This window comes from Gilliamella sp. X-46, assembly GCF_057063525.1.
The window spans coordinates 26452-40888 of sequence record NZ_JBXSQH010000020.1; the positions used below are offsets into that span (position 1 = coordinate 26452).

11 protein-coding genes and 1 other RNA gene are annotated in these 14437 nt (G+C 35.5%); 8 read left to right on the forward strand and 4 right to left on the reverse strand.

The features are described 5' to 3' along the window. Window positions 1–801: 801 nt before the first annotated feature. The 4 genes from ACYIAJ_RS10225 to ACYIAJ_RS10240 all read left to right on the forward strand — a co-directional run bounded on the left by ACYIAJ_RS10225 (window position 802) and on the right by ACYIAJ_RS10240 (window position 5252). Window positions 802–2430 carry a hypothetical protein gene (locus ACYIAJ_RS10225; protein WP_483560248.1) on the forward strand — a complete coding sequence of 543 codons (1629 nt, stop codon included), beginning with the start codon at window positions 802–804 and terminating at the stop codon, window positions 2428–2430. Window positions 2431–2809: 379 nt separating this feature from the next. Beyond that, entirely contained in the window at window positions 2810–3547 is a 738-nt protein-coding gene (locus ACYIAJ_RS10230) for a carbonic anhydrase (protein WP_483560246.1), read from the forward strand. A gap of 130 nt (window positions 3548–3677) precedes the next feature. Next, window positions 3678–4235: a hypothetical protein gene (locus ACYIAJ_RS10235; RefSeq protein ID WP_483564742.1), complete on the forward strand. Its 558-nt coding sequence runs from the start codon at window positions 3678–3680 to the stop codon at window positions 4233–4235. A 108-nt stretch (window positions 4236–4343) separates the two neighbouring features. Beyond that, window positions 4344–5252, forward strand: a complete 909-nt coding sequence (locus ACYIAJ_RS10240; RefSeq protein WP_483560242.1) for a DUF5655 domain-containing protein — start codon at window positions 4344–4346, stop codon at window positions 5250–5252. A gap of 66 nt (window positions 5253–5318) precedes the next feature. Here the strand turns inward: ACYIAJ_RS10240 and ssrA are convergent. Continuing rightward, window positions 5319–5683: a transfer-messenger RNA gene (gene ssrA, locus ACYIAJ_RS10245) on the reverse strand. Between the two features lie 64 nt (window positions 5684–5747). Next, window positions 5748–6725: a 2-hydroxyacid dehydrogenase gene (locus ACYIAJ_RS10250; protein ID WP_483564743.1), complete on the reverse strand. Its 978-nt coding sequence runs from the start codon at window positions 6723–6725 to the stop codon at window positions 5748–5750. A 616-nt stretch (window positions 6726–7341) separates the two neighbouring features. On the opposite strand from ACYIAJ_RS10250, the gene ACYIAJ_RS10255 reads away from it, so the two are divergent. Further along, window positions 7342–8238, forward strand: coding sequence for a DMT family transporter (locus ACYIAJ_RS10255; protein ID WP_483560238.1), 897 nt, complete (start codon window positions 7342–7344; stop codon window positions 8236–8238). Window positions 8239–8324: 86 nt separating this feature from the next. Here ACYIAJ_RS10255 and ACYIAJ_RS10260 read toward each other — a convergent pair whose 3' ends face one another. Beyond that, window positions 8325–9608 carry a virulence factor family protein gene (locus ACYIAJ_RS10260; protein WP_483560236.1) on the reverse strand — a complete coding sequence of 428 codons (1284 nt, stop codon included), beginning with the start codon at window positions 9606–9608 and terminating at the stop codon, window positions 8325–8327. Window position 9609: 1 nt separating this feature from the next. Then, window positions 9610–12213, reverse strand: a complete 2604-nt coding sequence (gene mprF, locus ACYIAJ_RS10265) for a bifunctional lysylphosphatidylglycerol flippase/synthetase MprF (protein WP_483560235.1) — start codon at window positions 12211–12213, stop codon at window positions 9610–9612. A gap of 483 nt (window positions 12214–12696) precedes the next feature. Here mprF and ACYIAJ_RS10270 point away from each other — a divergent pair, with 483 nt between their 5' ends. The 3 genes from ACYIAJ_RS10270 to ACYIAJ_RS10280 form a co-directional block, all read left to right on the forward strand. Further along, window positions 12697–13398: a hypothetical protein gene (locus ACYIAJ_RS10270; protein ID WP_483564744.1), complete on the forward strand. Its 702-nt coding sequence runs from the start codon at window positions 12697–12699 to the stop codon at window positions 13396–13398. A 22-nt stretch (window positions 13399–13420) separates the two neighbouring features. Continuing rightward, entirely contained in the window at window positions 13421–13942 is a 522-nt protein-coding gene (locus ACYIAJ_RS10275) for a transposase (RefSeq protein ID WP_483564745.1), read from the forward strand. After that, window positions 13939–14437 (forward strand): IS3 family transposase (locus ACYIAJ_RS10280; protein ID WP_483564480.1); only part of this gene is annotated, 499 nt, incomplete at its 3' end. The genes ACYIAJ_RS10275 and ACYIAJ_RS10280, both read left to right, overlap by 4 nt.

Consider the following 14437-nt stretch of genomic DNA (forward strand, 5'->3'; position numbering starts at 1 on the left):
CCTTGTTTAGGTTGGGTAAATAATTGATTTTTCTTGAAAATAGCAAAACAAAAACTTCAATAAAATCAATACCTTTCCTGACCACTTTTTGGATTTAATTGCGTTATTTTTTTACAAAAAGCAACTCACAAAAAACACCCAAGGTTATGTTGTGTGCCTTATTTCGGCGTCAGAATGTGCCGATAATAGAGGCGGTCAGCACGCCAAACAGGGATGTTTGACGAGTCTGTGTTTTGTCTGGAACAAATTTAAACATTTGAGTATCGAGAAGATGTCCTCAAAGAGCCGAGTATCACGATGATATGAGTAATCATAGTCGATGCGTTAAGACCGAGCGACGGCGTTGGTTGTCGAAGGACACATTCTGCAGCCAAAGCGTGGATTCTCAGGGAATTCGCTTTAACTCCCTAACTCGGACGTGATCGCTATAGCTATTTTGACATTAAACTACAAACGTCAGAAACCAATGCACCCAATCCATCCACCAAAACAAAAAAGGATTTATTTTCCGTCAAAAAGTTGTCAGGAAAGGTATTGATTTTATTAATGTTTTTTGTTTAGTGTTTTTGTTTAAAAAAACACCAAAACCATTCTCCAAAACACGCAACAAAAAGCTTAATCCCATTAACTTAACAAAACTTTACAAATTTTTAACAAAAAAACTAGCGCATTATTATTCAACAGATTATAATTTCACCGCTTTTAAAGCAAGGGAAAGCTCATTAGTTGAGCAGTTAATTATAAAAAATCTAAATAAAACAAAAATTTACTTGACAGGATGAACGAAATGCGCTATCATACTTGGCATCTGGCATCTGGCATCTGGCCTGCCAAACCTACGCCCTAAAACTTATTGAATCTCACGGTAGTCAAAAACAGACACCATTCTTATTTTCATTACCGAAATCGACAACTTTATCGGCAAGACGATCGCCGATTTCCAAATTGTTATCTAAATCTTCATTATTATCTAAATCCGCGTTGGTTTTTGCGCCACTGCTCTTATTATCATATACGCAAGGAACACAGGCGTTGACGGCATATACGTCAAGGGCAATAGAGGGGAGTGCACCGTATTTAACGTTTGATGGAGGTCGAACTAAAGCGACTTCAACAGATAGTTTATTGTCTATTACGTTGTCGGATGGTAGAACTTTTACACCGTCAACCAACACATCAAGTGCCACAAACCCAATAAGGTTATCTAATGCAGGGGATACTATGGGTGATATAGTTACTTTTGTGCCACCATCAGTCAACCAATCGGGTGTTTTCTATTCAGTGAGTTTAAACGATTTAGTGAATACATATCATTATTGGGGGGATGACGATGGAGATGGACAGGGTACTAATGGCCTAACAGCAACGGGGAATTTATCGGTGAATTTTGCTGATAAGAATAATCTTACAGTTAGCCGTAGTGATATTTTAGATCCCTGTAAGGCGCCTTATGAAGTCAGATTACGTACTTCTGGTGGAAATTTAACGACCCAGTATGGCGTGCCAAATAGCAGTACTTTTGGTCGTAGTTCGCTCGTGGTTTATTATATCAGTCCAAAAGGGGCTAAAGTCTGTAACGCAAGGCCGAGTTTGTATTTTGGTAGCGCTGATTATTTTATTATTAGTGCGAGGATTGATGACAGTCGCTATGCAGGCCCATCTAGCATATGGAATCCTGAAAAGGGCTTTTTAATTCAGTCTACAACCCCATCCTCTTACGGTCTTAATTTTCCGACAACAGGTGCTAATGGTCTTTATTTTGATTTAGATATAGGTGGAGTAGATGAAAATCAGTTGACTTGGTCTCCCGTTACGCATGAGGGAATAACAGCGACAGTGCGTCGGGTAAGACCACGTTCAGGCTCATTCACTGACTTACAGGGACGCAACATAGAATACGATGCTTGGATTCATGATAGATCCCAATATGTAACTCGGGTAACGTTAAATGGTCCTAAGGCAAATAATAGCCAGATAGGTTCAAATAATCCGAGTCGTCTAAGTGTGCCAATTTTACCGCAGACCTTTGAGTTAGAGGGTAGGGATAGCAGTGGTAATGTGGTGGTCAAGTATGGTTTTGTATTGCAGAAGTGGTTCGTGGACCGAACTATTGAAGCTGCCAGGGTTAACCATTCATCTTGGTGTAGTAGTTTGGGTTATCGTATGCCACAGGTTAGGGACTTGACTAACGCAGTGAAGACAGGTAGTACCCCTGTTATTGGCGCCACGCCGTCGTCAACAGGCAATTATTATAAGCGTCGAATAGGGGGAGGATTTTTTTCGGAGTGGGGCATCTCGGGATTTTATAATATCTCAACTAAAACCTACTGGGCGAGTGACGTAGTAGATTTATTGGTCCACTCGCTTGACGGCCACATAGAAAACTCTAGCACCAGTTTTTACCATCGTGGCATTTGCGTAACACCTTGACTTTTAGTCTTTAATCCTTAAGCTGTGAGAGTGCTTATGGTGCTAATTAAAGATAATCTGACAAAGAACAGCGCCCAGTTGGGGTGCTTATTAGGGGGTGCGCCGTGGCGGCTGAGCCCCATAATCGTGCCACTTCCGACCGACGATGCTCAAGGAGTAAATAGTTTCTTAATATAAATAATTGGACATTATTATCATAAAAATTGAGTAAAATTAGCACCAAATAAAACAGGCTATTTTCTAGCCTGTTTTTTTGTATAAATGTCAAACAATTTTTTTATAAAAATATTAAAAAGTGATGATGTACGATTCTAGTAAGGTGATTTTTTGTGGCGTATAATTTGGTTCCCACTAATCAACTTTCTAGCGTAAAATCAAGATGAAATTTAATGCAATAATTGCGGCCTTAATGGTTACAAGTCTATCTTGTGCTGCAACAGAACCCGCTCCTCATTGGGGCTACGAAGGTGAAAATAGCCCAGAAAATTGGGGAAGTCTTTCGCCAGAATTTTCAACCTGCGAAACTGGAAAAAACCAATCACCTATCAATATTGAGCATGTTTTTAAAACGCACCATGACAAGCTTAAACTAGCATTTAAACAAAGTAAGCAAGAAATCATCAATAACGGTCATACAATTCAAGTTAATGTTAATGATGGCAATACGCTTGAAATTGACAACGAAGTGTTTACGTTACAACAATTCCATTTCCACACACCAAGCGAAAATAAGATTAAAGGCAAACAATTTCCTATGGAGGCTCATTTTGTTTATAAAAACAAAAATGGTGACTTAGCGGTTATCGGCCTGATGTTTAATAAAGGAAAAGCTAACCCTGAATTGGCGAAAGCTTGGCAACAAATGCCAGAAGAAGAAGGGGATACAGCAGCATTAAATCAGCCTGTCGATATTAAGGCTTTATTACCGAATAGGTTAGATTTTTATCGCTTTAGTGGATCTTTGACAACGCCACCTTGCTCTGAAGGTGTTCGATGGATTGTGTTAGAGCAAGAAAGTAGTGCATCTGCTGAACAAATTGAAAAGTTCCATTCAATCATACATCATGATAACAACCGTCCAGTTCAACCTTTGAATGGACGAGTGATTGTTGATTAATATTTCTTGTCTGGCTTGGTTAACAAATTTTTAATTGAGCCAGGTTATTTAATCTGAATTGCTAAAATCTGTATAAAAACTTATTATATTGTTTTATTATGAGTTATCGGGCTTATTGTATAAATTGATTATGGAAAGGTTTTTTTTAGGTACTTTTTTTATTATTTTCTCATTTTTGTTTATATTATATTTTATGCCAACCATAGGAAAAAATAATGTACTGAACAATTCAATCAATTGGGATAATACAATTTCTCTAGATGCAGAGGATCTTGCTGAGCAAGGTATTAAAAAGATATATGACCAATATGTGGTTCCTCATTTAAAAAATTATGTAGTAAAGCCAGCTGAAATTGAAGAGTTAATAGCTATTGATAATGCTGAGTATCGAGTCAAAGTAAACAATAAAATTTATTTTATATACAACAGCGATGATCAAAAAACAGAATATTTGTCGTGGGGATATGCCACTTTTGCATTGTTTGATATCGTGAACCAGCAACTTAAGGATTCGGACTATAAATTCTATGCTATTAATAGCGGCAATGAGTTATCTGGTATATTTATGTCAAAAGATCAGTATCAACAATATTGCCACGAATTAAAAGCAAATAAAGATAAACCCACTGATTTTCCTTATATACCCACGCTAGAGCCTGATTGGTTTGGGCAGTATCATGAGATATAATAAAAATTAATTTGTTTAATTAATTTATTTTATTATATATGTTGTTAGCATTAGAAATTAAGGTGCTTTATTCAACAATAATATTTACCAAACTAGGCTGGGAGAACAATGCAAGTTTTTTTAAATAAAAATCAAGAGCTAACGCTTTTGAAAGAAAAACCTTTTAAGCTAGAAAAAGAAATTCAAATATTATTTGAAAATAATTTAGATATTATTGGTAATTTAACTTTTGTAAAATCTGAATTCAAAATTAAAGATTACCGTATCGATACCTTAGCATATGATACCGAATCAAATGCCTTTGTCATTATTGAATATAAACGTGAACGTAATTTTAGTGTTATCGATCAGGGTGTAACCTATTTAAATCTTATGCTTGATTATCAGGCTGATTTTATTGTTGAGTATAATGAATCTTGCCAAGCTAATTTAAAACGTAACCAAATTGACTGGTCGCAAAGCAAAATTATTTTTGTTTCCCCTTCTTTTACTGACTACCAAAAACAGTCGACTAACTTTAAAGATTTAGCAATAGAACTGTGGGAAATTAAACGGTTTGATAACGATTTAATTTCGATTAATCCGATCAAACGTTCTAAGTCTGCACCAAGTATTAAACAAGTACAACATACAAAAAATTCTGTATTAGATAAAGTGACTAAAGAATTAATTGTATATGATGAAGATTATCATTTAAAGGATAAATCTGATGATGTACTAGAACTTTATGAAAGCTTTAAAAATGCGATTTTAGCCTTATCAACAGAGCTAGAAATATCACCCAAAAAGTTTTATGTTGCTTTTAAACAAGGTAAAAATAATATTGTTTCTATACACTTAAAAAATAAATCATTAAAAATCTGGATTAATGCTAAAAAAGGCAATCTTGACGACCCTAAAAAATTAACCAAAGATGTTTCAAATATTGGTCATTGGGCGACTGGTGATTATGAGTTAACCGTGTCTGATACCAAAAACTTAGAATATATTATGAGTTTGGTTAAGCAAGTTCTATAAAGGGATGAGTTTTGTATTAGGGGTAAAAATCCCGTGTGTAAATAGTTTTTATTTTAAGAGTGATAGTGGTGGAGCTGGCGGGAGTTGAACCCGCGTCCGAAATCTCTACATCCTCGGTACTACATGCGTAGTTTGTTTTTAGATTTCATCTACCCGCTGCGAACAAACACGCCACTGATAAACTAGCTTGATTAAGTTTAATGCTTCCGCCCCAAGCAAGGCTTCCACACGATCTCGTTTGGGTTTGACTCCTCTTGATCCCCGTCCTACGAGCGGAGGCTAGGGAGAGAAGGCTCTATACAGGTTATTAAGCTGCTAGTGCGTAGTTTTCGTCGTTTGCGACTATTTTTTTGCGGTTTATTTACGAGGCCTACCGCACCTCGGCATGCACCTTGGGTTTCGCAAATCCCGTCGAATCCAGAATCAGCCCCAATTGTGATTTGTAACTATGTACAATATCGGGCCATTATAGGTGAATTCAAGTATGAATACAAGTTAGCCGACTTCGGGATTGACCCAGTTTTCGGTTGGTTTTTCGTCTTTTAATGCCGCAATGATATTATCAACAGCACATTTTGCCATCGCGTAACGAGTTTCTACCGTTGCTGATCCTACATGAGGCGATAATAATACGTTATCAAGCTGTAGCAATGGTGAGTTAGTTGGGAGCGGTTCTATCTCGAATACGTCTAGTCCTGCAGCTTTGATGGTTTTATTTTTTAGTGCTTCAAATAATGCTTGTTGATCAATAATTTTGCCCCTTGCGCCGTTAATGAGTATGGCTGATGGTTTCATTAAGGCGAGTTTTTCTTTTGTGATTAGTTTTGTCGTTTCTTCGGTTAAAGGTAGGATGATCACTATAAAATCGGCTTGTCTTAATACGTTGTCGAGTTCAAGACGTTTAGCATTATAAGTTTGTTCGATATCATGCCGAGCTGATCGATTGTAATAAATAATGTTCATATCAAAGCCACAATGAGCGCGTTTGGCAATCGCTTGTCCAATTCGTCCCATGCCTAAAATACCGATGGTTTTCCCGTAAATATCGGTTCCATAATATTCCGGTGTGATCCCTTTTTTCCATTTTCCGTTATGAATGAGGTTAGATAATTCAACAGTTCGGCGTGCGGTTGCCATCATTAGTGTAAAAATTAGATCTGCGGTGCTTTCAGTTAATACTTTTGGTGTATTCATTAATCGGATGCCGTGTTTTTTTAAGGCATTAAGATCGTAGTTATCAAAACCAACTGAAATGGTTGCTGCTGCTTTTAATTTTGGCATTTTGGCTAAAAAGTTGTCGTCAATACGAGTGGAGATGTTGCCAATCATACCTTCGGCATTAGCTAGTGCGTTAGTATAACTTGTTGAATTGTAATCTGTGTTGTCATCAAATACGGTTAAATTGAAAGCTTGTTCTAGTCTAGTTTGTTGGTCAGCAGGAATTTTACTGAATAAAACTACGTTCTTTTTCATATACTCGCCTACATAATTTTGTTTACATCATTTTGTAACAGTATATCGCTATTTTTTAGAATTGTAATTCAATCAAAATTAGCCGATTTTATGTCTGTTAATGAGTTTTAAGAAAGTATGTGTATCAGTCAAAAATAAAATTTGTAATAGTTTAGATAGTAATGTTGGTTGTGTACTGATTTTGTGCTTTGATTAAAATTAATAGATAAGGTTTTATTGTATTGATAACTTTATTTTAAATTTTAAAAAAAATAAAACAATTATTTATTAAAAATCATTGTGTTATTGATTTTTTCATTAAATATTAAAAAATAGGTGAAATTAAATTGAACTTTTTGCTATTTAGATTGTCTATATTAACAGATTATGTTTTTCATTTTTTGCCCTCCACTCGAATATTCGAGTGGATTTTTTTTGCCTTGTTTTTGGTGAAAAATAATTTGCGTTTAGTTAAACAGAAATATAGTATCTATTTGGGTTATTAAATAGCATAATTTTATCAATTCCTCCTTCAATATTTTTCACTTTATGTTGAGTTGCTAATTCTAAAAATAAATATCTAGCAATAAAATGCGCTTTAATAATAGTTTTATTTATGTGAGCTGAGAGAGTTTTCATGTTATTTACAAAAAGAATACAAGGGCACCTTGTTGCACTTATGACAGTGTTTATTTGGGGAACAACTTTTATTGCAACTAAAGTTTTATTAATCGATTTTAAGCCGATTGAAATTCTGTTTTTTCGATTTAGTTTAGGGTATGTTGTCCTTTGGATCTTAGCACCGCGTTTTTTGGCATGGCAGGGTTTTAAAAAAGAGTTTATGTTTTTGTGTGCTGGGCTGTGTGGTGTCACTTGTTATTTTTTGTGTGAAAATATTGCATTAACCTATACAACAGCGTCTAACGTTGGAGTTATTACTACTTTAGCGCCAATATTTACTGCGATATTATCGATATTCTTTTTAAAGGCCGAAACACCACCTAAGCGTTTTTATATTGGTTGCTTATTTGCCGTTGTTGGTGTTGGGTTTATTAGTTTTAATGGCAAGTTTGTTCTTTCACTCAATCCGCTTGGTGATCTGCTAACTATGTTAGCTTGTTTGTTTTGGGCTTGTTATTCAATTTTGGTAAAAAAGAGTAGTAATTATGGTTACAATACAATTTTATTAACAAGAAGATTCTTTTTTTATGGTCTGATTTTGATGTTGCCAGTATTGTCTTTCTTCGATTTTGAATGGCATTTGTCTCGTTTTACCGATCCTGTTAATCTACTTAATATTTTATTTTTAGGTGTTGGTGCTTCGGCAATTTGTTTTGCATCTTGGAATTATGCTGTTAAATTAGTAGGGGCAGTCAAGATTAGTATTTATTTATATTTAGTCCCTATTCTTACCATTATTGCTGCAGTTGTTATTTTGAATGAACCTTTTACTTGGATTGCTGCTATTGGTACATTGTTTACGCTTTGCGGTGTACTGTTGTCAGAAAGTAAGGTTAGTATAAAAAGAAGCTAATTCTTTATTTGTCTACGAAAGCCCAAAAGGCGCATTAGTCTCTTGGGTCTGATAGCTGTTTTTATATTTTGATGTTGTTAATTAATTTACTGTGTTCTTTTGTCGATGGCATCCATAATAATTTGTCCAAGATGCTCATAATTTTCATCAAAATGGTGTCCGCCCGGTAGTTTGAATGCTTCCCCTTTCATTTCTGGTTGTAAGCATCCTGTTTCGTCTTTTTCTTCTTCACCGTAAATACAAAATAGTTTGCTTGCTGGAATTTTGTTGACTTCTGGCCCTGTTTTCATTTCGTTGCCTGATTGGCCAAGCCAGCCACTGATTTCGATTTCAAAATTGGCATCTTTTGAAAAGGCAATCATAACAATTGCTTGAACGCTATTTTGATCTGCAATTGATAAACGATTATAAAGCGAAGGTAAGATGTCTCCACCAAATGAATACCCTGCCAGCACAAAACGGGTTGTTCCCCATTTTTCTCGGTATTGTTGCATTAAGTAGCTCAGATCTTTAGCACTACGTTCAACCGAACGATGTTGCCAAAATAGTTTTAATGCATCAACTCCAACCACAGAATAACCGTGCGAAGCCATGTATTCTGCCGATATTTTATCTAAATCACGCCAGCCTCCATCGCCAGAATAATAAAGCGTTACTGTATTTGGGTGAACTTCTTTATTAGTTGCCGGTAATTCAATAACAGGTAGTTGTTCATATTTCCCAAATAAAACCGATGCAAGGTGTAAGCTTAGTAGTTCAACTGGCGAGGCTTGATATTCTCCTATTGACGTTGTGACAGCGATTTTTTTTTGTTCGCGAGGAAAGATAGCCACTTCTTCTTCAGGTGGGTTATTCCAAATCACTTGCCATGCTCCATGGTTTGCTTGTGCTGGCAAGGGGAGGTCGCAATCTTTATGGTTTAATGTAAATTCAATTGATAGTGCTTTCGCATCATCACTTTTTTGCTCTGTTAACCAACGGTAAGCAAAAGCCGCACCTTCTTGCATTCCTGCAACGACAAATTGTGATTCATTTAATATCTTGACGGCTTCATTAAAGCGGTTTTGTTGTTCACTACAACTCTTTTCTTTTGGCTTTAATTCAAACTGCACTAGTTTGGCACCCATTTTTTCAGATAAGTCTAATAGCTGTTGTTCTGTAAAATGATTTTTATTGGTGGCAACAATGATAGCAGCAGCTTCAGCTTTTTGTTTAGGGTTTGCTGATATGATCGAAAGGTCATTGCTGATTGTTATCGTTTTTACTGATGCACGACTTTGGTTTTTTATCAAATACCAACCAATAAATCCTAGTAATATTATGAGTATTATGGTGATTAGGAATAAAATATAACGTATTATTTTTTTCATATTATGAGTTCTTATTCTTTTTTAGCCCTGTTATGCCACCTGAAATAAGCATGGTTGTGTCAATGATTGCAACTAAAGGATCAAGCCCCGCAGGAACGGCCATATAACGCGGTTCCCAATGTGTTGCAAATTTTTCTTTAAAACGGCGTAATCCTTGAAAATTATAAAAACGCCCACCACGACGAAAAACTAATGCACCGAGCCTTTGAATCATAGGCGCACCTCGGCGTCTTTGCATACCAGCAAGGGGTACCATACCTAGGCTGAAATATTTATATCCTTTTTCCTGATAATGCAGAATTAATCCAACCATGAAAAATTCCATGGTTAATTTAGGAATATCTTGCACTACTCGCATTAAATCAATGCTAGCTGAATAGTCTTGATTGGTTTCTAACAGATTGACAAAAGCAATAATACGATCTTCATAGGTAATTGCAGCGATAGTAAAATTATCCAAATACTGTTTAGAAAACGATCCTAACGAAAACCTTTTTTCCTTTGAATGTTTGTTTTTAAGCCATGCATCAGATACAGCTTTTAATTCATCAATCGGTGCTGTTCCTGGTGGATAAAATTTTAGTGACAGTCCATCACGCTGCCCTCGGTTCCATGTATAGCGGAGATCTTTATAATCTTTTGATGCCAAATCAAATATTTTTAAATTGACTAATGCTTCTTCACCTAATTTAACGGTACGTAAACCAATATCCATATAAAAAGGTAAATTTGCTGCTTTCACTTGATAAAAAACAGGGCGAAGATTATGTTGATCGCAAAGATCACGAAAAGCCCAAATTAAATCAGCTCGATCAGCACTATCACCAATGGGGTCATAAAGTGCAATCATACTTCGCCCACGCCTTGCATACATAATGAATGATGTTTCGGCCTCATTGAACAGTAATGACTTATCTCCAGTCATGGCAAGTCCACCTTCAGGTTGTTTGGAGGCTAAAATAATTTGGTAAGCCTTGCTAAGCTGTGTTTTGTCGGGTTTAGTTAAAATGGGTAATGCAGGGCGAAAAATCCAAAATAGCATAACACAACTTAATAAAATAAAACTGCCTAAGGCGGCGCGTAATGCTCGTGGCACTTTGCTATCTAATTCAAATTGCCACCATAAAGAGCGACTATAAGGTACATCTTGATAGATAAATAAAATCACCCATACAAATAGTGCGATCATACCAAAACAGATGGCAAAAAATTTGAAAGAAAAAGGAATGATTATCAAGCGGCTTTTTCTATAAAAAGAGTGCCTAAAATTGATTAATAAGATGGCAATGCTTAATAATATAGCAGCTTCGATCCAATGTAATCCCCGTAATAAAGAAAGCACACTTCCTATTAATAATAATATGACTGCACCCCACCAAGCCGAAAAAAGTCGACGGCGTAACCCCATTGCGAGTAATAAACATAAAATACCGATTAAACTAGCAATTAAATGGGCAATGTTGATCACTTTTTTGGGAATAAATGTGTTAACTAAGTCATGGTTAAAACCGGGTAATACACTTGAAAACATCATGACAACACCAGCAAAAAATACGGTATACGCCATGACTGAAGCGGCAATGCCTGTTTCGGTCTCTTTTACTTTTGGTGCAGTTAAATAGTGCTTTCCCTCATTAACCAATAATAAAATCCCTGCGGGAATGAGTGGGATTAAAATATAAATAGTTCGATAAATAACAAGTGCAACGGTTAATGATGCCGCATCAATTTCTGACGATAATGTTGCTAACATAATAGCTTCAAAAACACCAACACCACCAGGTACATGGCTTAGCACACCAGCGACTAATGCTAGAATGTAAACCATAATAAAAGTGATGAAATTAGGCTGTATTGGCAATAAAAAGTATAGAATAGCACCAGCTAAAATAGCATCGAATAAAGTGATAATAAGCTGACAACTTGCTAATCGCATATTTGGTAAGCGAATTGTCCAGCGGGATAATTGGAATAGTCTTGTGTCTTTATTGGGTTTTTCTGGTAATTGATGTCGATACAAAAAAACAAAAATTAAAGCATAAAAACAAAATACTGATGCTGCGGTTAACCATATGCCATTTTTTGACATATGAAGCGCTAGCATTGTTTGTTGTGTGTGGATTAATGCGGCAATTGTAGCGAATAATGGTAATGAACAACCCAATGATAACGTTACAAAAAGTGACATTCTGGCGACATCTATGGCGGTCAAGCCTTGTTTAAAATAAAGGCGGCATCGTACGGCTCCCCCAGATAATACAGACAAACCTATTGCATTACCGATAGCAGAGGCACAAATTGCGCCAAGAATTAACACAGATGGTTTTAATTTGACACCAGCATAACGGGCGGCTGACCATTCATAACAGATCAACATAAAATAACTACCCACAGCGGATAAACAAGAAAATAAAATTGCATTAATTGAAAGATTTCGGAAAGCTTGTTTTAAGTCCCTAAGATTAATTTCTTTTAATAAATTCCAACAAATAATTAATGCAATAAAAAAGATAGATAATCCTAATAATAAAGCGAAACGTTGGCGGTATCGAGTGAAGTGTTCAATAAACTGCCATGGCAAAACCTTGCGTACTAATGTTTTCACTAAGTGAACTCCAAAATTTGCTTTAATGATGTCTTATTTCTGCGCATTTTACCTGCCCAATCCACCGAAAACAATCGAAAGGAAATAAAAAATATATAAAAAAAATATTAATTTCATCACTTTGACTATTAGAACAATCAGTTTGTTTTTTGTGCACTTTATTAAGCTCCCATAAAACGTATTTTCCCTTTTAATATAGGAATGATGGTGGAATGGCTTAATTTTTAGTTATGCCAGTAATCAGCATGTTAAAAAATATCGTGTTAAAAACCTTATTGTTATATTATAATGGTATTGACTTAGTTAATGATTTATGAAAATCATTTTTTGTTGAAGATGTATTTGCAGTAATTAAACATTATTGTACAATCGCCACACAATATGCAAACTGGTAAAATTATACCAATATTGTTGCTATGCCGTTTTGTTTGATGTAGATCTCAATGTAAAAGAATATTGTCATGAAGTCAAAGGAGCAACAGATTGGAAAAAAGGAATGAAATTGGAACAGTTAAACAGCTAGGCATATGTAATTTTTTATTTGTTTATGTGCGTAAATTATGCCTTTGTGATGATTTATCGTTAATATTAAAAAATAATTTCATTACTTTAAAATCAATTTTATTTTTGTGTTGTTGTATAGGAATTAGTCATCCTTTATTTGCGGTATTACCTAAAGTTGAACCTGCAAAAACCGTAAAAGCAATACAGGGTTCGGCTCCTTATTTAACGTTTGATGGTGGGCAAACCCAATCATGGGATACGGATAGATTTTTAGATATCGAGCTACCTGATGGTAATGTGCTAACCCCAAAAAACAATTCCTCATCTAAAGCCAATCCGATACCATTGCCGCGTGAAGGCTTAAAACTTAGCGATATTAAAACGCTTATTTCATCGGGTCAAAATGCTATTTCAATGACCGATTTACTGAATAATAATGTTTTTGGGGCTGATAAAGATGGTGATGGTGATATTACTGCAACGGGGAATTTAATCATTATTGGTCGAGACGCAAATGGTACCGAAATGGGATTAGATGATACCTTTCAGGATTGTAATGCGCCCTATAGTGTAACAATGCAGAGTGATCATAGTATTTTATCAACGGCTTATGGCTACCCAAATTCAACTGGGATAGGGGCTAATAGCGCTGAACTGCCCCCCAAAAGTTGGATTGTTTAAATCTACTTTTGGGAACAAAATTATGGCAAAAAAATATACATTCGATTTTAAAAAACAAGTTATTGAACATTATTTTAAGAGTAATGATGGTTATGGTTTAACCGCTCGACGCTTCCAAATGCCTGCTAATACAGTTGAATGGTGGGTAAATTTATATAGAAGAAAAGGCATTGAAGGACTAAAACCCGTCACAAAACCAAGGTATTTTTCTCCAGATTTTAAATACAAAGTGGTCAGGTATTTTATAGACAATCATCTTTCACAAAATCAAGCTGCTTTGGCGTTTGATATACACTTTGGATATGTAGGCCACTGGTTTAAAATATACCAAAAATATGGCAAAGCAGGTTTTTCAATGACACCGAATCCACCACAGGGAAAAGCAGATAAAAAAATGGCTCAAAAAGTTAAAAAAAATAGTGAAAAAACAAAAGAAGAATTGCTCGAAATGGTCAGTGACCTTGAAGTGGAGGTGGCTTATCTAAAAAAGTTGGATGCCTTACTTCGACAAAAGAGATTAGAAAAAAAGAAAAGTATCAAATAGTTGATGAATTAAGGAAAAAATACCCCTTAAATAAATTGCTTAGCGCATCAGGTTTGTCGCGAAGTACTTTTTACTATCACGATTCGGCTAAATCTAAAATTGATAAAAATAGTGAATTAAAAGCGCTTATTATCAAGATTTATGAAGATAACTTTAGTCGCTATGGTTATCGACGAATTACGGCTGAATTACAAAATAAGAATGTCATTGTGAATCATAAAAAGGTGCTACGTTTAATGAAAGAAATGAGCTTAAAATCCTTGATAAGAGGAAAGAAATATCGTTCTTATAAATGTCGTCTTAGTGCTGTGCCCAATCTATTAAACCGTGATTTTAAGGCGACTAAACCTGGTCAGAAATGGGTAACGGATGCAACTGAGTTTAAAGTGGGAAGTAAAAAACTGTATTTATCACCTATATTAGATTTATACAATCGGGAAATTGTGGCTTATAACTTCAGTGAACGCCCTTGTTATGAATTGGTTGGTGATATGT